We start from the raw sequence: 21036 nt of genomic DNA, 5'->3' as shown, positions 1-21036 counted from the left end.
CTATGAGGTGGATGGGGTAATCCACTTCTCTCACTGGGGATGTCGCCAGAGCTGCGGGGGTGCGAGCGTGCTGGCCGACGTTCTGAAGGATCAGGGCATCCCCTGTCTGATCCTCCACGGAGACGGTGGCGATCCTTCCAACTATTCTCCAGAGCAGACCCGGACCCGTCTGGAGGCCTTCGTGGAAATGTTGGATGGGAGGTAGAGAATTGGAATCGCCGAGAAGTACTCACCTGGCCCTAGGTCTCGACATCGGCTCTCTCTCAACGGAGGCGGTAATCATAGGCCCAGAGGAGATCCTGGGGTACTCGATCGTGGCTACCGGTTCAAGCATCAAGCGGGCAATCGAATCGAGCCTTGCATCAGCCCTCAGGCAAGCAGGCGTCGGCAGGTCTCGGGTCTCGGCCGTTGTGGCAACGGGGTACGGCCGGTCCAATCTCCCTTTTCCGGCACGGCAGGTGACCGAGATCACCTGCCACGCCCGGGGAGCCGGCCATCTATTTCCGGGAACCCGTACCGTAATCGACCTGGGCGGCCAGGACAGCAAGGTGATTGTTCTCGACAACCAGGGGAGGGTCGCCGATTTCGTGATGAATGACAAATGCGCAGCCGGAACAGGCCGTTTCTTGGAGGTCATGGCGGGGGCCCTGGAAACCTCCCTGGAGGAGATGGGCCTTCTCTCTTTACGGGCCAAGAAAAGAGCCACTATCAGCAGCATGTGTACGGTTTTCGCCGAGTCCGAGGTGATCTCGTTGATTGCCCAGGGGGTGAGCCGGGAGGAGATACTTGGAGGAATTCACGATTCCATCGCAGCGAGGATCTACCGGATGGCCAAGCGCCTCTCCGTCGAAGGGGAGATCACCTTCACAGGAGGAGTGGCCAAGAACCCGGGCATGGTCGAGGCTCTCAGACGCCGCTTCAAGACGCCGATCAACCTCCCAGGGGAACCTCAGATTGTGGGGGCCTTGGGGGCTGCCCTGATTGCGATGGATTCTCTTCTGCCTGAGCAGTAGTCCCCTCTCCCCATATCCCGCCCCCTGCCCCCTCCCACTTTGGCATGACATTCGCAAGCTCAGTCCCGTGCTGTTCCATCTGCCGCACCGGAAGGGTCTCTCGGGAAGGCTCTATTCCCGAAAGATCCGGGAGGCTTTATGAGAAGAGAAAAGGGCGACGTGTACCGGGTGATCATACCGTTTACGGGAGAGCGGTTCTTTCTGGATCGAAACGACTATGTAATCATCGACGGTTCAAGGCTCCTCCATATGGGCAAGCAGATACCCTATGTGGTCAAACCCGCCGACTCCCTGTTCGGCCACCTGGAGCTCATAAGAAAAGCCTCCCGGAGCTTCAAGGCCAAACCGTGGAATGGGATAGAAAGGCGGAAGTCCGGCCAGAACAAACCACGTCCTTGAACCGCCCGTCTCTTCCACCCCTTTTCTCTCCTGTTTCTACAGATCCCCTCGATCCACGCAAGACGCCCTTTTCTCGCCTCACCTCCCCTCTTCCCTGCCCAACATCCTGAGAGTCTTGTAGATGCGACGTACCTGCCGCCGGGTCCGCTCGATCGACCCCGTATTATCGATGACAAAATCTGCGAGGGCGACCTTCTCCTCGATGGATATCTGTGAGTTCAGCCAAGCTCTTGCCTCTTCCTCACTCAACCCTTCCCGCTCGATCAGCCTTTTGAGCTGGGATTCAACAGGGATATAGACCACGATCACCTTTTCGAAATCATCCTGCATACCGACTTCCATAAGCAGGGGTATGTCTACGATGACAACATGTTCGGCCCCCTTGTCTAGAATCTCCTTCAACCTCTTTTCGTATTCCTCCAAGACCCGAGGATGAACTATCTGCTCGAGCCTCTTCCTTTTTGCAGGGTCTCTGAAGATAATACGAGCGAGACGGCTCCGATCGAGGGATCCGTCCTGCCTCACCACCGTTGGCCCAAAAGCAGCGACGACCTCCTTCCATGCGGGCTTGTGAGGCTCAACCACCAGCCTGCTTAGCCTGTCCAGATCGATGACCAGAGCCCCTTGTTCGGCAAACATCCTGGCCACAGTGGTCTTACCGGTGGCAATACCTCCGGTCAAGGCAACAACAACCATTCTCCAACTTCCCTGCCCGACTCCCGGTCACTGAGAAATGCCGGCTCTCATCTCTGGAGAAGCTTTCCCACCTGTTCCGGGTTTCGCCGGTTCGACAATACGGCTACCCTGGGAAACCCCGGCCTGTTCGCCTCGGAGACGTTTTCGGTGACCCACGGTTCGGTTTTTTTGTACAGCGGGCCAGCCGGATTGTCAATGCTTCCCATCCCCAGTGCAGCCGGCCCGGCAGCCTCGAGAGAGTCATCCCGTGGGCTCAAGAACGAAAGACCGCTATCAACCACCCGGGCCTTTCGTCCTCAAGTTGCCTATCGATTTTGACGAATGACATCTATGGATTCTCTTCTCGGTGCCACGGAGGAAGACAGCTCCCATGGAGGCCAGCACCAACCATTCGGCCCCACCGGGCCACCCCGCCGTTTCTGTCATCAGAAAGGTGGAAGAGCTTCCCTCTCTTCCGGGCGTGGTGGCGAGGCTCAACGAGATGGTGGCCGATCCGGAGGTCTCGGTCGATGAAATAGTCAGGGTCATCTCCCTGGACCAGTCACTCACCACAAGGATCCTCAAGGTGGTCAACTCCGCCTACTATGGTTTCCCGAGACGGATCTCGACGATTCGCCATGCCTTGATTGTCCTCGGTTTGAATGAGATTCAACAGATGATTCTCGGCACTGCGGTGATCGAACTCTTCAAAGATTCCTGCGACGGCGCGGGTTTTGATATATGGAGGTTCTGGGAACACTCGCTGGCATGCGCCTTTGCTGCAAAGGGGATGGCCAGAACTTTTCACCATCGGGTCACAGGCGAGCTCTTTGTGGCAGGGCTCCTCCACGACATAGGAAAGGTCGTACTGGCCAGGTACCTGCCGGGAGAGTTCTCCCAGGTTGTCGGGCGGGTGGTAGATCACCGGTTCACCTCGGCAGAGGCAGAGGAGGCCTGCATGGGGATAACCCATGCAGAGCTGGGATACCTCCTGGCAGACCACTGGAACCTGCCGCTTTCGATCAGCCAGGCGATTCGGGACCACCATGATCCTGCGAGAAGCACCGAGACCCCCCTGATCAGCGCTGTCGTCCATCTGGCCGACCTGGTGGCCATTCGCAACGGATTGGATACAGGAGACCCCTGGTGGGATGATCCTGTCCTCGACCGGCGAGCCTGGAACACCCTCAAAGGGAGAAAACTCGACCTAGACGAAACCGATATCGAAGGATTCAGTTCAGAGCTCAAGAGGTGTCGACATCAGATCGATGAATTCCTGGAAAGACCAGAAGGTTCCTCACCTCATACCCGTGGATGATCTGCTGGGGGTCGCCTTTGACCATCACGACCACCAGGGGGCGATCACCCAGTTGTTCGGATTGGTGCGCAGCGTATCCGATTTCCACCGGTGTGCCCTCTATCTGATCAACGAGAACGAGGAGTTCCAGCTCCAGCAGACCGACCCTCCCGGCCGGACCGGACCGGAATGGATCGGCGACCTTGTCGAAGACGGTATCATCGACTGGCTTGTACAGGAGAAGAAGGCCAGGTTCATCCCGGACCTGGCCCCGCATGGAATGGCCGGGCAGTCGCGCCTTCTCGTCCCCCTTGTTGTGCGGGGCAGAGGCTTTGGATTCCTCGCCCTGGAAGGGCCCCATGAATCTGGTTTCCTTTGTCCGGAGGAGCTCGATCAACTGGTAGGATGGGCTTCTCTGCTGGGTATGAAGATCGAGAATCAACTCCTTGCAGAGAAAATCTCGCAACAACGGCACCGCCTCGACGTACTGGAGAGAATCAGCCAGAGACTGCTCCTGGTAACCGACTTGCCCCGCCTCCTGGCATTCATCCTCGACTACGCCATCGAAGTCGTGCCCAGCGAGCAGGCGGCCCTGGTGTGGGTCAAAGAAAATGGCGAGCCCTTCATACTCACCAGCGGCCGGAAGGGTTCCCCGAAGCAGCGGCGGGAGCACCTGACCCCTGTTGAGAAGTGGGTCATCGGGAAGCAGAGCCCTCTGATGGTGAACGATTATGCTCGTGACATCCGGTTCGGAAGAAAGGGAGAGGACTTCGCCTTTCCGATCCGGCAGGTTCTCTCCGTCCCGATAGTCCCGAAGCAGGGGTCCCCCGGAACGCTTACGCTGTTCAACCGGTTCGGGAGCCAGGGGTACACAAACAGGGATTTCGTGTTTCTCTCCACCCTGGCTCGTCATGTCGCTATCGCCATCGAAATCGCCGATCTCTATCGGAACGTAAGGGAAGGCTACAAGGAGACGATCCTGGCCCTGGTCAACGCCATCGAAGCAAAGGACCCGTATACAAGAGGGCACACCGAGAGGGTTACCCGTTACGCCCTCGAGATGGCCGACTCCCTCGGGGTGGAGCAGGAAGAGAGGGAGGTTCTCGAATACGCCAGCCTTCTCCACGACGTGGGGAAGATCGGGATCAGCGGGAAGATCCTGAGAAAGAGAGGGGCTCTCAACGACGTGGAGTACCGCGAGATACAAAAGCATCCTGAGATTGGAGAGAGGATTGTCAGGGACGTCCGTTTCCTGGCGCGAGCACGACCGCTCATCCGGCACCATCACGAGAGGTACGACGGCAGCGGGTACCCGGACAGGCTGGAAGGCCCGTCGATTCCCCTGACCACCCATATTCTGATTCTCGCCGATGCTCTCGATGCCATGGGTTCGACGAGGCCTTACCGGAGTGCCCTCCCCCCGGAGACTATTCGCCGGGAACTTCTGAAACATGCAGGCAGACAGTTCCACCCTGCTGTGGTCGAGCAAGCTCTGAGGCTCTTCTTCAGACAGCAGGTGGCATGACCCTCCTCAAGAGCCCGAAATTGTACCGGGTCAAAACACATTGTGCTCTTTGAGGTGGGTCACGGCATAGCGAAAACACCGGGCCGGGCCGTATTCGAGATAGTCGGCCCTGCCGGGTTTTCCAGGCACCTCCATCTGGTCGATTCTCAGGTTCGGGTTGAATTCTTTCTCGAAACAGAGGTTCTCCATGGTGGCGGGATCTGCGGGGTCAGGATTCCACTTGATCCAGTGGTCATGAGGATCATCATCCGGACTCAAAGCAGTGTCATAGGGGTCGCCTCCGGCGTCCGTATAGTAGGGTCAGTGATAGGTGGCTGCTCCCGGAGGCCAGAATCTGACCGGGTAGCTGTCGTTGCCATAGGTGTCCGGCTCTCCCAGGTGGAAGACGAATTGCCCGTCATAGCCGTAATCCGTGTTATCCGGATCGTAGTCGATCCATTGTCGAATATCTTCTTGGTTGTACCAGCTGATCGTTAAGCCGTAGAAGTCGAGCCTGATTTCGTCCACGAGTTTGATATTGAAATCGCTGGTGGGGTCAACCCCTGCCAGGGGTATTCGCACCTTCTTCCATGCCCCCTCCCCCGGGCTGTTCATATCGTCATAAAGAGATTCTCCCTCCGAAAGGCTAAAGAAGGCATTCTTGTCGTAGTCGTCTTGCAGTTGTAAGAAGAAATAGAACATCCGAAGGGTCTCTCTCGATCCTGAAGTTCTTCTGAAGTTGTCAAGGGACATCCAGAAGGTCAGCACCGGATAGTACGACAAGTCCTGGAGTCCGATCCCGATGTCCTCAAAGTCGAGTTCCACGGAGTCCTCGAGTCCAAAATCGTGTCTTTCATCTGCCGAATTCCAAACAGTCTCCTGAAAGACCCGCATCACGTCGGGAGTGTCATCACCTCCGGAGTCCCACGAAGCCCCCTCGCCAGCCCCGATCTCCTCGGGTGTATACGATTCCTGCTCGACCCCCAATTCGCCGCCATGCTTTATCCATCTGGGGTAAGGAAAATTCCCGTCTTCGTTCTCGGCGGTTTCATAGACCTTTGTCGGTTTTGAGAGGGTGGCGTCATACATGAGGCCGTTGATAGCCTTCTCGTCAAGAAGTACTGTCCACCCCGCATTTTTCAGCCTGATGCTCGTGCCAGCCAGTATTGTCCCCATGAAATAGGCGGTGTAACGAAGCGGCTCTTGGGAACTCTCGTTTTTCAACACACCTCTCGGACACCCATGAGGGTTCCCCACAGTCTCCTGATCGTCGAGGATGACAGACCCGCTCGCCAGGGCGATCCCGTTTATCCGTGTGTCATAGCTGCCCACCAGAAGGATGTCCCGGGCAATGAGGGTAAGGCGGCCCACGTTTCCACAGTGGATGTTCTTTGCGGTAATGGTTCCGGTAGAAATGACGGCGACATCGGTTGCGTTCCAGTCGCAGCCTCTGAGGTTGCCATCGTTATCGAGGTGCCCAAAGTCCACGTCCTGGATCACCACGTTTCCATCAACGTAGACGACCTCTCTGCCACTGGTCCCCCGGGTGGGGTCGTTTCCTCTGTCGAATACCTGATCTCCCGCGTACTGTCTCGCATCGGCCGCCGAGAAATAGGCCGCACGGGGACCCCCCGTTTCGTCAAATAGTCCCGGAGGGAGTCTTATCTCCCCCTTCTTCATCGGCCTCCCAAGGACGTAATCGAAACGGTCCCAACCTGTCACCGGATCGGACTTATGCCAGTAGAAGAAACCGCTCTCAGCCGGCACATCGTATCCGTCCTGCGTGACCAGCCTTGTGTAGAGGAGAGGAAAGCCGGTGATCTCCGTCCCGGCATCGTCATAAAAGACGGGTGAGCCGATAGAAACGTTCTCGGCCAGGGAGCCAGGCAGGCCGATGACGGCATCGAACGTCCGGTTCACGTCATCGTGGTCGACAGGAAAGCCTTCTGAATCAGTGCCGGTGAGACCTGCAACTCCGTCACCGTCGACATCGACGGCTCCCAGGACCTTGACCCGGACGGAGGTCATGAGCCTCGGATCCGCCTCGTCGACCACTCGCGCGTCTATGGAGTTGATCCTGAAGTACGGGGGAAAGGGCGAGCTCGCGGATGAAAGAAGGCCTCTCCCGTAGTCCCCCTCCTGGCTCGAGTTGCCGTGGGCTACTTGCCGGAAGTCCTCGAACCCGTTTCCTGTATAGAAGGCGGGGCTGAATGGGTTGAGATTGGCAAAGGGGCCCGCCTGTTCAATAGCCGGGCGGTGCCTCATGATCCATCCCGTCTTTTCCAGACCGGTCTCTGCCGCATAGAAGGCCTCAAGGGAGTTCGACAGGTCTGCCACGAGGTCCACATCGGTTTCAGCCAGATGATAGAAGGCAAAGCCGAACATCGTGAGGAAGAAGACAAAGACCACGGCCATGATCAGGGCGTATCCCCGGATATCTCTCCCCGTGGAAAGGAAAAGGCCGTTTTCCTGGGAAAGAGCCCTCTTCCCTTGAGGGCCGTTACCGGGAGAGGACGAGATAACCATTTTCTCCACCGGCTTCCCCATGTTCACTCCCTCAGATTCACGGAGGAGGCAAAAGCCATGCTTAAGTCGTCTGTCTGGTCACCGGTGTTCATGTCGTTTCGGATCGTCAAAGCGATGCCAACTGTCCGGCCGTCCAATGAAATAACGAAGCCGAGGTGGTCACATCGGATCGAGCCCCTTGTAATGTCGTTCGTGAGGGCGTCCCAGGGAGTGCTGTCGGCTTCTTCCGTCCCTTTTTGGATCGTTTCGTTGCCCGTATCGAACTCGAAATAGACCGTAGGCATGGCGTTGGCCTCCGGCCCGCTCGCAGGGTTCCAGACTCCATCCCCATTCAAATCGATAAAGTCCTCTCCACTGTCGCAGACTCCGTTGTGGTTCGAATCGAAGAAGGGCTCTCCAGGATAGAAGATCTGAATAGCCCGAAATGCACCTGATGTGTCATCGTAGTAATTCCCCGCCACCCGGCTGCCCTCCTGGAGGGCACGAGTCATTCCCTCCATAACCAGGGACCCGATCCTCTGAAGTTCCATCTGATCCTTTCCCCTGTCAAAGGCCCTTATGTTCCCGAGGAAAAGGGTGGAGACCCCCAGAATCACCACAACGAGAATGGCCGATGCAACGAGGAGTTCGACGAGAACGGTACCCCTCCGCCCCGTCAGGGGCCAGGAGGCCTTTCTCTCGGCAATAGAGGCGATCATAGAAAACCAACCTACGGAGTCATGATCGTGGTCAGAGTAATGACCCGCTCCACAGGATCGACTTCGGCGTCGAGGTCACTCAACCCAAGGGGCCAGGCATTGTCGTCCAGCCGGTCGTCATAGAGGGTGAGAACGATTTTCTTGTAGTCCTGCCCCTTGCCGTATGGGTCGTCGATCTCCACGACCTCCCACTCGACAAAGAGATCTCCTCCCGAATCCGCCGCCGGGGAGGCCGGCGGCCTCCTGAACCTGCAAAAGTGGCGCCCTACAGAGAGCTCCGGGGAGTCATCGGGAAGTGAAAGAAGCTCCTCCAGTTCCCTCTGGGCCACGCCGAGACAGACCCGCTCCTTTCCGAGGCGGTCCACATCGGCCCCAGCTGTCCCGAACATGTATGAGACAGAGACCGCCGCCAGCCCGAGGACAATAATGGCTATCAGGATCTCCACCAGAGAGACACCGGATTGAGATGTCCGGTAGGTCCTGCACCTCTGGATCACCCGCGCCCGGGAGGTACAGAACCCCCTTTTGTTCCCGATCTCCTCGACTCCCGTGGAAGGCTTCATTTGAGCACGCCCTTGTCGTCCCCGTGGATCAATGACCGCTGGAGGACGTGCCGATTCTCAGTAGAGTAACGTGGATTCGGCACGTCCCAGCTCAGAGCCAGTCATCGGTTCTTATTCCAGCGGGAGCATGTCGTCGGTTATCTTTCCTCCCGTACTGCACGACCATCGGGAACCGGGAGGTTGCGAACTGTCATAGGTGATCGTGCTCGTTCCCGCCACCTCCTCGAACTTCGTGGTTCCGGAAGCCGTCACGGTGAAGCTCGTCCCACCATCCGCGGTGGCACTGTAAGTAAAATAGATGGCATCACCGATGTCGACCCCATGGCTCTTGAAATCGTCTACAGTCGAAGCATCGAAGTAGTTGCCCGTTCGTTGCTTATAGACCTTCTCGGCAGTAATGATGGCTCCTATCATGCCTGTTGCCTCCGTGACCCTTGCCTTTTCCGTGTAGTCCGTGTAAAGCGGTACCGCAATGGCCGCGAGAATCCCCACGATGATAATCACCACCATCAACTCAACCAAGGTGAAACCTGCTTTGCCTATCGCATTTCTTTTCATGGTTCTCTGCTCCTTTCCATAGACTTGGAGATGCGAAACATGGGGTGCCAGTTTGCTTGGGCCGCCCCTTTGTCCTTTCTCTCCTTGCCGGCGAATTAAGCAAGGGCGGTGCCACAACCATCGGGCGAGATATCCCAGCGGGAACCCAACGGTTGTTTTGCTGTAACTAATTAGAATAAAAGATATTTTATCTTCTGCCTCTTCCCAGCGAAAGCCATGAGAGGGCGAGTCTAGACATGGAAAACCAGGGTGTAGTCAAAGAATCGGTAATTTGTTACATGTAATTCCCTTCCGAACTCTTCTTCCCCTTCCTCAAGAGACCGTATTTCTTCATCTTGTTATAGAGTGTCTTGAGGCTCAGGTTCAGCAGCCGCGCAGCCTTGTCGCGTCTTCCACCGGCCCGGTCGAGAGCCTCGAGGATGACACGTTTTTCCACCTCCTGTACGAGCCCCTCCATCTTTTCACTCAGTAGTCCACCGTCGCCCAGGTCCGGGAGACCGGCAAGCCCGTTCTTCCCCTGTCCCTGGATTTCCGGGGGCAGGTTGGAAGCCCTGATCACCGAATCTCTGGCCAAGACGACCGCCCGCTGGAGGGAATTCTCCAGCTCCCTTACGTTGCCCGGCCAGGGATAGTTGACCATGAGGTTCATGGCCTCCTCCGAAACCCTTTCGATTCTCTTCTGGTATCGTTTCCGGAGAATATCGAGAAAGTGCTCCACCAGCAGAGGTATGTCCTCCTTGCGTTCCCTGAGGGAGGGGATGTGGATGCGGATAACGTTGATCCGGAAAAAAAGGTCCTCACGGAACTTCCCTTCCCGAACCGCGCGAGTCAGGTCGCGGTTGGTTGAAGCGATGATACGAACGTCCACCCTTACCGGCGAAACCCCTCCCACCCGCTCGAACTCCTGCTCCTGAAGAACTCGCAGGAGCTTGGACTGGGTAGCGGAGCTCATGTCGCCGATCTCATCGAGCAGGAGAGTACCGCCGTCGGCTATTTCGAATTTCCCGGGTTTCTGCCTGGTTGCTCCTGTAAAGGCCCCCCTTTCGTAACCGAAAAGCTCGCTCTCCATGAGGCTCTCAGGAATCGCCGCGCAGTTCAGCTTCACGAGAGGTCCCGCCCTTCTGGGGCTGTTGTAATGGATTGCTTCTGCGATGAGTTCCTTCCCGGTCCCGCTCTCCCCCGTGATCAGCACGGTCATGTCCTTGTCAAATACGGCTTTGGCAAGTTCGAGAACCTCCTCCATGGCCTTGCTCTTGCCGACTATGTTCCGCAGCCTCTCCCTCTCTCCGATGCTCTGTCTGAGGCGGCGAACCTCCTCCTGGAGCCGGGCCTTTTCCAGGGCACGACGGACAACGGTACGCATCTCATCGATCTCAAAAGGCTTGGTGAAATAGTCGTAGGCACCTGCGCGGATAGCCTCGAGAGCAACGTCCTTGGAACCGTGGGCGGTAACCATGATGACCGTCAGATCCGGGTGGGTTTTCTTCAGGTTAACCAGGACATCCATCCCGCTCATACCGGGGAGCCTGAGATCGAGAATGACCAGGTCGAAGTCCTCATGGTTGAGCCTGGAAAGGGCCTCCTCTCCGGTGGAGACGACAAGGGCCTCATACCCTTCTTTGCCCATGGCCTCACACAGGAGAAATCCCATGCTGGCGTCATCTTCGACAACCAGAATCCTCGGGAATGCCATCGCCCGCTTTCCCCTCCTTATGACTCTGAAAGTGTGACCAGACAGGCCGGAGGTTATCCCCTCTGCCTGGCTCTCCGTGAAAGGGTCCGACCCGTGTGGCACCGGATACGAACCCCCCGACCAAACAGGGAACACCCTACCACCTTGGCAGTCTTTTTGCAAACGCCTGGCAAAGGACGCACAGAACCCCGGCGCGGGGGCCAACCGGAGAGGCAAGGGTTCGCCGCCTCCCGTTGCTTCCGTGACGGAGGGGAGCCTCTGAATTGACACGGCAGGGACATGGATCATATACTCACCACACAACCTCAGGAGAGGAATCCGACCCATGAAAGGGAAGAGACTTACCGGGCTGCGCCTGTTCCTTATCATCCAGGTTTTTACCTTCCTCTTGGTAATCATTACCGGTTTTTTCGCCCTTGAAATGGGCTCAGTCGACATGAACCGGTCGCTCAAGGGGAACTACTTCCACAGCTTTATAGATTCACTCAGGACGAGTCTCCATCTGGCCGAGGAGCACCACCCCCTCAAGGCCCGGAGGGTCCTCACGGTGGGACAGGTTCGCAATGCCCTCAACAAGATGCGCTGGGCCGTCATCGTGGGAGGGCTGATCGCTTGCATCTCAGGCATCATCCTGGCCCGTACGATCGAGTATCCTCTCAAGAAGCTGACTGCCGGTGTCCAGTCGGTCGCCCAGGGGGACTTCACCAAAAGCATCGAGGTGACGACCCAGGACGAATTCAACCAACTCGTGCACGCCTATAACGAGATGGTCGCTTCGCTAAGGAAATCGGAGGAACACCTGCGAAAAGTCTTTCTTGCTGCCGACGATGCGATTCTGACGACCGATGTGGATGGTATGGTCACTCTCTGGAGCCAGAGCAGCGAAAAGATGTTCGGCTATCCCAGGGAGGTTATCGTGGGAAAATCCGTGGAGATACTCTTTGCCTCGGATACGGACCCCTCTCTTCTTGCCTATATGAGAAAAGGGGGCGATTCGGAGGATCGCTGGGAAGGAGAGGTCTCCTTTCGGCAAAAGGACGGTTCCTCCTTTGACGGGTGGTGTGTCACCACAAAACTCCTGGACGAGGACGGCCGGGTCATCGGACACCTCAGTGTTGTCCGGGACGTGACCGAGAAAAAGCAGATGCAGCTCCAGCTGATTCAGGCCGACAAGATGGCCTCCCTGGGGGAGCTTGCAGCCGGGGTGGCGCATGAAATCAATAATCCCCTGTCAGGGATCCTCAGCAATGCGGAGTTTCTCCAGGAAGAGATTCCCGCAGACGATCAGGAGCGTCAGGAAGAGATTCAGGAGATCGTCCGTAATAGCCAGCGGATAAAGACCATCGTCCGGGATCTTCTCAACTTCTCTCGTCAGAAGGGATCCGAAGAAGTCTCGGTCTTTGACGTCAAAGAGGTGATCGAATCCGCCCTCAATCTCACAGGCCACCACATAGAGCTCGACCACATAAAGATCGTCAAAGAGACGGACGGAAGCCTTCCTCCCCTTCGTGCGAGCTACAACCAGATAGAGCAGGTCCTCATCAATCTCCTCACCAATGCTCGTCACGCCCTTAACGAGAAATACCCGGGACGGGACGAGAACAAGATCATGACGATCCGGTCTGAGCAGGCTTTGATCCAAGGGAAAACCTTTGTCCGGATCAAACTCACTGACCGGGGCATCGGGATACCCGAGAAGGATCTTGATAAGGTATGTCTGCCCTTCTTCACAACCAAGCCGCACGGCAAGGGGACGGGACTGGGCCTGAGTATCAGCTACAATATCATCCAGCAGCACGGGGGGAAGATGCGATTTGAGAGCAAGGAAGGGGAATACACCACGGCGATCATAGAATTGCCAGTCTCTGAGGAGGAGCCCGAAAATGCTTGAAGAATCGCCGAATCTGAAACGGATTCTGGTGGTGGACGACGAGGAGACCATCCGGAGGACCATCCAGAAACGGCTCACCAGGGAGGGCTACGATGTACGCTGTGTCGGAAAGGCATCGGAAGCGCTCCAGGAATTCCGGTCCCATCCCTTCGATACCGTCATCTCCGATATACGGATGGAGGAGATGGACGGTGTGGAGCTCCTTCAGAAGATCAAGGACGTCCAGCGTGACGATGTTCCTGTAATCATGATTACCGGCGCGCCGTCCCTCGACACGGCCCAGTCCTGTATCAAGGCCGGGGCCTATGATTATATTATCAAGCCCTTTGACAAGGAAACCCTGCTCAATACGGTCAAACGGGCCTTGGAGAAAAAGGAACTCACCGACAGGGTCAGGGCGGAAAAAGAAAACCTTGAAATCCGCGTCCAGGAACAGACCCGCACTCTCCGAGACATCTACCGTTTTGCCAACCGGCTCAACTCCCTTGACAGTCTCGAAGCGGTCCTAGAATCGATTGTGGAGTTCGTGGCCGATTTCATGGTGAGCGAACGGGTCTCCATCATGCTTCTCGATGAGAAACAGGAGTACCTCACCATTGCGACAGCGGTTGGGCTGGAGGAGGAGATCATCCGCAACACCAGGGTGGCCAGGGGAGAGGCGATTGCCGGTAGAGTCCTGGAGACCCAAAAGGCGCTGAGAATCGACGATATTTCGACCATCAAATCAGAGGCGGAGCAGTTCTCGAGATACAAGGCGCTTATCAGCTTCCCCTTGATGCAGGCGCCCCTGAAGAGTCAGACCACCCCTTTGGGTATCATCAACGTGACCAACCGGTTCGGTGACCAACCATACACAGCCCTGGACCTCAGGAATCTCGACTTTATCGCGGACACCGCCTCAGTGGCCATCAACAACCAGATAAAGGGCATCAAACTACAGGAGAGTTATTTTGCGACCATGAAGTCTCTGGCTTTGGCCCTCGATGCCAAGGACCGGTATACGGCCGGTCATTCAGAGAGTGTCCAGAGATATTCGGTGAGCATAGCCCGCCAGATGAACCTAGGCCCCGAAGAGGTGGCCGACATAGAGAGGGCAGGTGCACTCCATGACATCGGGAAGATCGGGATCCCCGATGCAATCATAAACAAGCCGGGACGCCTCACGCAGGAAGAATTCCAAAAGATCAAGGAACACCCGGCAATTGGGGAGCAGATGATACTTCCCATCCCCTTTTTGAGTTCGGTGCGGGGTATCATCCGGCACCACCATGAACGTTTTGACGGCAGCGGCTATCCAGACGGCGTCAAGGGAGAGGAGATCGAACTCGGGGCCAGAATCATGGCCGTGGCAGACACCTTTGATGCCATGACATCGGATCGGCCCTACCGGAAAGCCTTGACGACAAAAGAGGCTTTGGCCGAGCTGAACAGATGCCGGGATACTCAGTTCGATCCCCAGGTGGTCAGGGCTTTTGAACAGGTTATCGAGAAGGAAGAGCATGACAAAGCCGGAGAATAGACTGTCCCGTTTCACAAGCGTTCGGCTGATGATTGTCATACAGGTTTTCAGCTTCCTCCTTGTGATAATCACCGGTTTCTTTGCTTTGGAAATCGGTTCAGCCGAGCTGAACCGATCCCTGAGATCGGAGTTCTTTTACACGTTTCAGGGGCAATTCCAGAGGCTCTTGTCCCCTTCAAGGGAGAAAAACCGCCCGGTCCCAATTGAAGGTGAGATGCCCATCAGCCGGGTGAAGGTCGCACTCAACAAGATGCGGCTCACGGTTCTGATCTGCGGGCTCGTCGCGTTTTTTTCCGGAATCGGTGTGAACTTCACAATCAGGAGGGGACTGAAAAAACTCACCCGAAGCTTCGGCTCCGTGGCCCGAGGTGACTTCACGCGCGGTCTTGACCCCCATTCCCAGGAGGAGATCGGCCAAGTCGCCAAGGCGTACAACCGTATGCTTTCGTCCGTCAGTCGTTACATGCTCGATACCTCCACAGGGGCTACCTTCACCATTAACAGGGACGGAATCATAACTGGTTTCAATCCGATGGCGGAAATCATCTTTCGCCGTGATTACAGAGACGTGGTAGGAGGCCATTTCACGGAGCTCTTTCCGATCACAGGAAAGAACCGGGAACTCATTAGGATAATAATGAAGGGGATCGAGGCACAAGAACCCTGTGCCCGGGAGGATGTCGTAATGGCAACCTCTGAGACCGAGAAGAAGGCTACAAAGGTGACGACCTCCATACTGACCGGGGACACGGGAAAACTCGTGGAGGTCGTGGCCAATTTCGGGGATTTTGAGCAGGTCAAGGAGATGCAGAGCCAGATGGAGAGGATGAACCGCCTGGCCTCTCTGGGCGGTCTTGTCGCGGGGCTCGCTCATGAGATCAGAACGCCGCTGGGCTCTCTCAAGGGGTTCGCACAGCTTCTGGCAGAGGATCTCCCGGAAGAGGACAGAAAGAGACGGTACGCAGATATTCTTGTCAAGGAGATAGACAGGCTCAACAGGGTGGCCGACGAACTGCTGAGCCTCGCCCAGCCGACGCAAGCCGACTTTGAGGCGCGGGATATCAATCAGATCATTCGCGAGGCTGTCAACCTTGTCAAGGCCAATTTCAGAGATAGAACGATCGAAGTCGTGGAAAGATACGACCCGAACCTGCCGAAAGTAGTGGTCGAGCGAAACAGACTGGTTCAGGCGGTTCTTAATATTCTTACAAATGCTTTCGAGGCGACCCCTGACCAAGGGCGGATCGTGGTAGAGACACATCGCGGAAACGGAGGGGAACCATCTGCCCGAGAGACATCTCCCCCGAGGTCGATTATCATCGATTTCTCGAACACCGGTCCAGCGATTCCCTTCAAGGAAGCGGAACGGATGTTCGACCCTTTCTTCACGACAAAAGACAGAGGGACAGGTCTTGGGCTCACCATAGCTCAACAGGTTGCAGTGGCCCACGGGGGAAGCCTCACCTTGATCAGGGAGCCAGAGGCCGACCAGCAAGGTGGGATTACCCTTCGCATGGAGCTGCCCGCCAAGGCATAGAGGGATGGATGAGCGGGTTCGGCTTCCTCAGTGAAAGGCACGGCCCATCCTGAAAATGGGGAGGAAGATCGAGAGTAGTATCGATCCGATAACACCCCCGATCAGGACAATGAGGACCGGTTCCAGGAGGCTGGTCAGCGCTGCAATGGTCGATTCAATCTGCTGCTCGTAGAAGTTGGACACCTTTGTCAGCATTTTGTCCAAGGCCCCTGATTCCTCTCCTGTCGATGCCATCTGGATCACCATTTCGGGAAAGACTTCCCTCCTCTCGCTCATGGACTCGGCAAAGCTTCTGCCCCGCTCGATCGCGGTTGAGGAGTCCCGGATAGCTCTTTCGATGAAGGAATTTCCAGCCGTTTCGGCCACGAGATCCAGAGACGCCAGAATCGGGACACCGCTGTTGATCAGAACACCCAGCGTTCGGGTGAACTTCACAAGGGCGTACTTCTTGAGAAGGGGACCAAAGAGCGGCATTTTCAACTTGTATCGGTCAAATGCATACCGCCCCCCTGGACGCCTGAGAATCAGAGCACAAACGATGGCAACCAGCACAGCAGCCCCAAGAAAGACCAGACCGTACTCCCTGATGGTCGAACTCGCGGAGAGCAGTATTCTTGTCGGTGTCGGCAGTCTTGCGCCAAAGCCGCGATAAATGCGCTGGAAAACAGGAACCACCGAGATCACCAGAAACAGGACCGCACCGGTGGTAAATACAATCAGGAAAGAAGGATAGGTTATGGCGCTTACCAGTTTCCGTCTCAAATCGGCCATCTTCTCCAGATAGCTGCTCAGTTGGGCCAGGGCCTGGTCGAGCCTTCCGCTGATCTCACCGGCCCTCACCATATTGACAAAGAGGGAACCGAAGGCTCGCGGATGCTTGGCAAGAGCATCGTGGAGGGTGCTGCCCTCTTCCACCTCGCTGCTTACGCTTTCCAAGATGTTCCTGAAATGGCTGTTGTCGATCTCCTTGCTGAAACTCTGCAGACACCGGAGCAGGGGAAGACCCGCTTCAACCATCGCGGAGAGCTGACTGGCAAACAGGAGCACCTCATTGAGTTTGATCCGGGGTTGAAATAGGACGATACCGGGAGAGGGCCTCTCTCTCAGGGGTTTCTTCACCCTCTCTTCACGGAAGCTGAGAGGTATCAACTTACGTTGATGGAGGATCTCCATCAACTGGTTTTCATCTGCCGCTTCCAGATGCCCTTTTACGTTTCCACCGCTCTCCTGTTTGGCCGTATATGCGTAGAACGGCATACCCGTCTCCCTCGGGAAAGGAGGCCAAGAGGGCGAGACTGAATCAATCAGTCATCCTCCATGGTGACCCTTATTACCTCTTCAACGGTTGTGACTCCCTCGAGTACCTTCTGAATCCCGTTTTCCCTGAGTGTGGTCATCCCCAACTCTATGGCCTTCTTCTTTATCTTCTCCCCATCCGCACCGTTGAGAACCAGGTTCCGGATGGGCTTTTTCATCTCAAGCATCTCACACAGGGCCACCCGGCCGTAATAGCCGGTCCCCTTGCACATGGAGCATCCCCTTCCCCTATAGAATCGAATGTCATTGTCCTTCGACAACCCCAGGGAAGAGAGCATGGCTTGGTCCGGGCGATAGGACTCCTTGCATTCCGGGCAGATCCTCCTCACCAGCCTCTGTGCCACAGCCAGATTGAGAGACGAGGAGACAAGAAAAGGCTCTATACCCATGTTGATGAGGCGCGTTATGGTGCCGGTGGATTCGTTGGTGTGGAGGGTGCTGAAAACAAGATGACCTGTTAGAGCCGAGCGGATCCCCATCTCTGCCGTTTCCAGATCACGGATCTCCCCGATCATGATTATGTCCGGATCCTGGCGGAGGATGTGGCGCAATCCTCTGGCAAAGGTCAAACCGATCTTGGGATTGGTCTGGACCTGATATATCCCCCGGATCTGATACTCCACAGGATCCTCTACGGTCACGATGTTGATCTCCGGCGACTTTATGGCCGAAAGACCCGAGTAAAGGGTTGTGGTCTTTCCGCTTCCCGTGGGGCCGGTCAAAAGGATCATACCATGGGGTCGCCGAATATGCCTCTTGAAGATCTCCAGGCTTTTCTCATCAAACCCCAGCTTCTCCAAATCCAAGGAGAGGCTCCCCTTCTCCAGGAGGCGCATGACGACCTTTTCTCCAAAGATCGTAGGCAGGCTGGAAACCCTCAGGTCCACCTCCCTGTGTTTGATTCGGATCGTGAACCGTCCGTCCTGGGGGAGGCGTCTTTCTGCGATATCCATGTTGGCCATAATCTTGATCCTGGACACGATGGCCATCTGGAGTTCCTTGGCTGGAGAAATAACATCGTGAAGAATCCCGTCGATTCTGTAGCGAATGCTGAGTCGCTTTTCCTGGGGTTCCACATGAATGTCACTGGCCCGTTCATTGATGGCATTGGCGATAATGTAATCGACAAGCCTGACGATGGGTGCGGCTTCGCTCTGCTCCTTCAAACGTTCCAGAGCGACTTCCCTGTCTTCCTCTGCGTCTTTTTTCAACTCCACATGCGTTTCGGAGACGTCCCTCAGCACGTCCTCCAGGCTCTCCTCCTTGCCCCCGCTGGAATAGAACTTCTCGATGAGGAGCTTGGCCCCCTCCCTGGAGATGATGGCCGTGTTGATCCGCCGCTGGGTGATTGCCCTCAGGTCATCAATGGCGATGATATCGAAGGGGTTGGCCATGGCCACATCGATAACGTTCCCATGGCCAGCCACGGGTACAGCCATGTACTGCCTGGCCACCCTTTCGGGAATCATCTTGAGCAGTTCCCCGTCGATATGGGTGACCTCTTCGGCCGAGATGTGATCGATGTTGAGCTGTTTTGCCAGAGCCCCGAGAACCTCCTTCTCCGAGGCGAAACCCATGTCGATGAGGATGTCGCCCAGCAGGCCTCCTCGTTGTTTCTGCCTTTCGAGGGCCCTCTGGAGTTGCTGTTCACTGACCACACGGCTCTCAACGAGCAAGGCACCGAGCGATTTGTAGTCCAGGGTGTAGCTCTTGGTCTGTTCGAAACCTTCGGGCTCTGGTTTGATATCCGTCACTGCCGCCAAGGGAAACCCCTTATCCCTCATCGACTCTCACGATATGAGGGGTCAGGAAAATCATGGTTTCGTCGAATTCTTTCTTCTCAATCTTGCTCCGAAAGAGAAGACCCAGAATCGGTATCCTGGAAAGAACAGGCACCGCCTGTCGCGTGCTCCTCTGATCCGTCGTAACAAGCCCGCCGATTACCACGGTCTCTCCGTCCCTCACCCGGACCAGGGAAGCGGCGTTTCGTTTATTGATGGTGAAATAGGGCTCGCCCTGGATAAGCACGTTGTCTCCAATGGTGCTCCTTTCGATCTTGACCTCCATCACGACAGATCCATCCCGGGTAATCTTGGGCTTGATGTTGAGCTTTGTCCCGATCTGTTGCTGGGCGACCTCCACCTGTCCGGTTTCCGGATCAAGACCTTGGGGCACGGGCACCTGCTGGCCCACCACGATCTCGGCGTTTTCGTTTTCCACAACCTGTATGCTTGGTTTCGACACGAGGTGGAGCTTGCCTTTCTGCTCCAGGGCCTGAAGCTCGATATCCAGGCTCAGGTTGCCGAGAAGGGTGTATCCGATCGTCCCTACAGGTGCGAAATCGCCTACGAGGGGAAGATCGACCCCGAGATTCTGAGGGGTGCCCTGGAGGCTGCCGCTTTGGCTACCCCGGCGCCCTCCAATGGTTCTTTTTGGTTTTCCGTCGGCGGTCGTCTCGGTACTCTCATACCTCCCACCCCACTGGATCCCAAGACCCAGTGAATCCCCGTGAAACATCTCCACCACCCGGGCTTCGATTCTCACCTGAGCGGGAGGCCTATCCAGAGCCTTTGCAACCGCCTCGATCTCCCTGAGATTCTCTTCCACATCCGTGACTACCAGGGTGTTGGTCTGCTTCAGGAGCTGCACATTTGCACCCCTGTCGATCCCCTTCTCCTTCTTGTGGCTGAGTAAGGGTTCAAGGAGATTTTTCAGCTCCTTGGCCTTGTTTTTCCCGGAAGATAGGGTTTCACCGATGTAATCGAGGGTGATTTCTCTGGTTTGAAGGGGTTCTTCGAGCTTCCGGGCCTCCCTGAGCTGCTGCTGTGCCCGCCGGATCTCCAGTTCCTGCTGGAGGGTAAGCCTCAGCGACTTCAAATCGTCAACTCGGATTATATTGTCCTCGATCACATAACCGAGGTTGTTGCTCTTAAGTATTGCATCCAGACCAGCCCTCAGTGTCGTGTCTTCTATTTCATACGAGATTCTCCCCTTTACCCCTTTCCCCAGGACGATGTTGAGGCCGTATTCTTCGGCAATGATACCGAGCACGTCTCGGATATCCGCATCTCTGACCCTGATCGTGAGGGGCTTGTCACTTGAAAGAAGATCCCCCGCCCTTGCGGGACCATGGAACACAACCACGGAGGAGATGAAAGCCAGACCGAGCATAACCCTCATGATTCTGCTTATGGAATGCCTCATCGTTTGACCTCACGTTTTTTCGAAGCAGGTATCTTGAGATAAAGGGGATAGGCCCTGCCTCCCGCCTCAACAATCACATGGTCCTCTTCAATCCGGCCGATCCTCTGACCCTCTATTGTTTCGCCCGATCTCAGGGCCCTGTTGTTGATGATAGCTCTCCTTCTCCCCCCGATGTCCATGATGCCCATCAAGACCAATTTCGGCCGCTTCCGCTTCCTGACGGTTCTCTTGGTGGGTTTGCGTTTCTGAGAAGCCGCAGCGACCGTGGCCTTGGCCTTTGGCGAAAAAGGATCTCGGCCGACCGAAATCCGCTCCGTCCTGGCAGAGAGGATCTGGTTCCCGTCTGATCCGGCTGTGTCGGCTCCCAGGTCATTGGTCAGCTCGAAGATGTTTAGGGTGAACTGGAGCCGATGCATTGCAGGAGTCTTCTTGTCGGCCTCGATCTTGAGATCACCGAGGCTCAGCCGCAGGCCGTTCTCGATACGATCTACGAAGTTGACCAACTCCGGATAGGCGGCCCGGGTTTCTATGAGAAAAGGATATCGCCTGAAGCCTGGACCCTCCTCTTCGTCCAGAGGCTTGACTGCGACGAATTGTATGTTCATCTGCTTGCCCATCCGATTGCTCTGCTCCAAGAGTTCC

Annotated in this window: 19 protein-coding genes; 8 read left to right on the top strand and 11 right to left on the bottom strand. The window is 56.2% G+C overall.

Going from position 1 to position 21036, the window contains the following annotated elements:
- From JRJ26_17950 to JRJ26_17940, 3 genes are all read left to right on the top strand, one after another.
- A partial coding sequence (locus JRJ26_17950) for a 2-hydroxyacyl-CoA dehydratase (protein MBW2059375.1) occupies nt 1-205 on the top strand: 205 nt, incomplete at its 5' end.
- Nucleotides 195-1013 carry a 2-hydroxyglutaryl-CoA dehydratase gene (locus tag JRJ26_17945; GenBank protein ID MBW2059374.1) on the top strand — a complete coding sequence of 273 codons (819 nt, stop codon included), beginning with the start codon at nt 195-197 and terminating at the stop codon, nt 1011-1013. The genes JRJ26_17950 and JRJ26_17945, both read left to right, overlap by 11 nt.
- A 138-nt stretch (nt 1014-1151) precedes the next feature.
- A complete protein-coding gene (locus tag JRJ26_17940; GenBank protein ID MBW2059373.1) occupies nt 1152-1412 on the top strand; it encodes a hypothetical protein in 261 nt (86 codons plus the stop codon).
- Nucleotides 1413-1490: 78 nt separating this feature from the next.
- On the opposite strand, the gene JRJ26_17935 is transcribed toward JRJ26_17940, so the two are convergent.
- Entirely contained in the window at nt 1491-2108 is a 618-nt protein-coding gene (locus JRJ26_17935; protein MBW2059372.1) for a dephospho-CoA kinase, read from the bottom strand.
- A 370-nt stretch (nt 2109-2478) separates the two neighbouring features.
- On the opposite strand from JRJ26_17935, the gene JRJ26_17930 reads away from it, so the two are divergent.
- Together JRJ26_17930 and JRJ26_17925 are read left to right on the top strand one after the other, a co-directional pair.
- Nucleotides 2479-3405: an HDOD domain-containing protein gene (locus JRJ26_17930; GenBank protein ID MBW2059371.1), complete on the top strand. Its 927-nt coding sequence runs from the start codon at nt 2479-2481 to the stop codon at nt 3403-3405.
- Complete coding sequence (locus JRJ26_17925; protein ID MBW2059370.1) at nt 3356-4909, top strand: GAF domain-containing protein; 1554 nt, start codon at nt 3356-3358, stop codon at nt 4907-4909. The genes JRJ26_17930 and JRJ26_17925 overlap by 50 nt, the downstream gene beginning before the upstream one ends.
- 30 nt (nt 4910-4939) lie before the next feature.
- Here the strand turns inward: JRJ26_17925 and JRJ26_17920 are convergent, their stop codons facing one another.
- The 6 genes from JRJ26_17920 to JRJ26_17895 form a co-directional block, all read right to left on the bottom strand.
- Nucleotides 4940-5167, bottom strand: coding sequence for a hypothetical protein (locus tag JRJ26_17920; protein MBW2059369.1), 228 nt, complete (start codon nt 5165-5167; stop codon nt 4940-4942).
- A 42-nt stretch (nt 5168-5209) separates the two neighbouring features.
- Nucleotides 5210-7435, bottom strand: coding sequence for a pilus assembly PilX N-terminal domain-containing protein (locus JRJ26_17915; GenBank protein MBW2059368.1), 2226 nt, complete (start codon nt 7433-7435; stop codon nt 5210-5212).
- A 2-nt stretch (nt 7436-7437) separates the two neighbouring features.
- Nucleotides 7438-8112 (bottom strand): hypothetical protein, encoded by a 675-nt coding sequence (locus JRJ26_17910; GenBank protein MBW2059367.1) that lies wholly within the window; start codon nt 8110-8112, stop codon nt 7438-7440.
- Nucleotides 8113-8123: 11 nt separating this feature from the next.
- Nucleotides 8124-8675: a type II secretion system protein gene (locus JRJ26_17905; protein ID MBW2059366.1), complete on the bottom strand. Its 552-nt coding sequence runs from the start codon at nt 8673-8675 to the stop codon at nt 8124-8126.
- A gap of 111 nt (nt 8676-8786) precedes the next feature.
- Nucleotides 8787-9233 (bottom strand): prepilin-type N-terminal cleavage/methylation domain-containing protein, encoded by a 447-nt coding sequence (locus JRJ26_17900; GenBank protein MBW2059365.1) that lies wholly within the window; start codon nt 9231-9233, stop codon nt 8787-8789.
- 274 nt (nt 9234-9507) lie between these two features.
- Complete coding sequence (locus JRJ26_17895) at nt 9508-10926, bottom strand: sigma-54-dependent Fis family transcriptional regulator (GenBank protein ID MBW2059364.1); 1419 nt, start codon at nt 10924-10926, stop codon at nt 9508-9510.
- Between the two features lie 325 nt (nt 10927-11251).
- Between JRJ26_17895 and JRJ26_17890 the strand changes: the two genes are divergently transcribed.
- The 3 genes from JRJ26_17890 to JRJ26_17880 are packed head-to-tail and all read left to right on the top strand — an operon-like array spanning nt 11252 to nt 15873.
- The gene (locus JRJ26_17890; GenBank protein MBW2059363.1) at nt 11252-12817 is read left to right on the top strand and encodes a PAS domain S-box protein; all 1566 of its coding nucleotides are present in this window, start codon (nt 11252-11254) and stop codon (nt 12815-12817) included.
- Nucleotides 12810-14336 (top strand): response regulator, encoded by a 1527-nt coding sequence (locus JRJ26_17885; GenBank protein MBW2059362.1) that lies wholly within the window; start codon nt 12810-12812, stop codon nt 14334-14336. The genes JRJ26_17890 and JRJ26_17885 overlap by 8 nt, the downstream gene beginning before the upstream one ends.
- Nucleotides 14317-15873, top strand: a complete 1557-nt coding sequence (locus tag JRJ26_17880) for a HAMP domain-containing protein (GenBank protein MBW2059361.1) — start codon at nt 14317-14319, stop codon at nt 15871-15873. The genes JRJ26_17885 and JRJ26_17880 overlap by 20 nt, the downstream gene beginning before the upstream one ends.
- Nucleotides 15874-15900: 27 nt before the next feature.
- Here JRJ26_17880 and JRJ26_17875 read toward each other — a convergent pair whose 3' ends face one another.
- The 4 genes from JRJ26_17875 to pilO form a co-directional block, all read right to left on the bottom strand.
- The gene (locus JRJ26_17875; protein ID MBW2059360.1) at nt 15901-17130 is read right to left on the bottom strand and encodes a type II secretion system F family protein; all 1230 of its coding nucleotides are present in this window, start codon (nt 17128-17130) and stop codon (nt 15901-15903) included.
- 47 nt (nt 17131-17177) lie between these two features.
- The gene (gene gspE / locus JRJ26_17870) at nt 17178-18974 is read right to left on the bottom strand and encodes a type II secretion system ATPase GspE (GenBank protein ID MBW2059359.1); all 1797 of its coding nucleotides are present in this window, start codon (nt 18972-18974) and stop codon (nt 17178-17180) included.
- Entirely contained in the window at nt 18964-20394 is a 1431-nt protein-coding gene (locus tag JRJ26_17865; GenBank protein ID MBW2059358.1) for a hypothetical protein, read from the bottom strand. Before JRJ26_17865 ends, gspE begins: the two co-directional genes overlap by 11 nt.
- Nucleotides 20391-21036: type 4a pilus biogenesis protein PilO (gene pilO, locus JRJ26_17860; protein MBW2059357.1), on the bottom strand; the 646-nt coding region annotated here is incomplete at its 5' end. The genes pilO and JRJ26_17865, both read right to left, overlap by 4 nt.

It is taken from the genome of Deltaproteobacteria bacterium (assembly GCA_019308905.1).
Lineage (GTDB): Bacteria > Desulfobacterota > BSN033 > WVXP01 > WVXP01 > JAFDHF01.
Note: the sequence above shows the minus strand (reverse complement) of the source record. Positions and strands in the feature narration are given on the sequence as shown.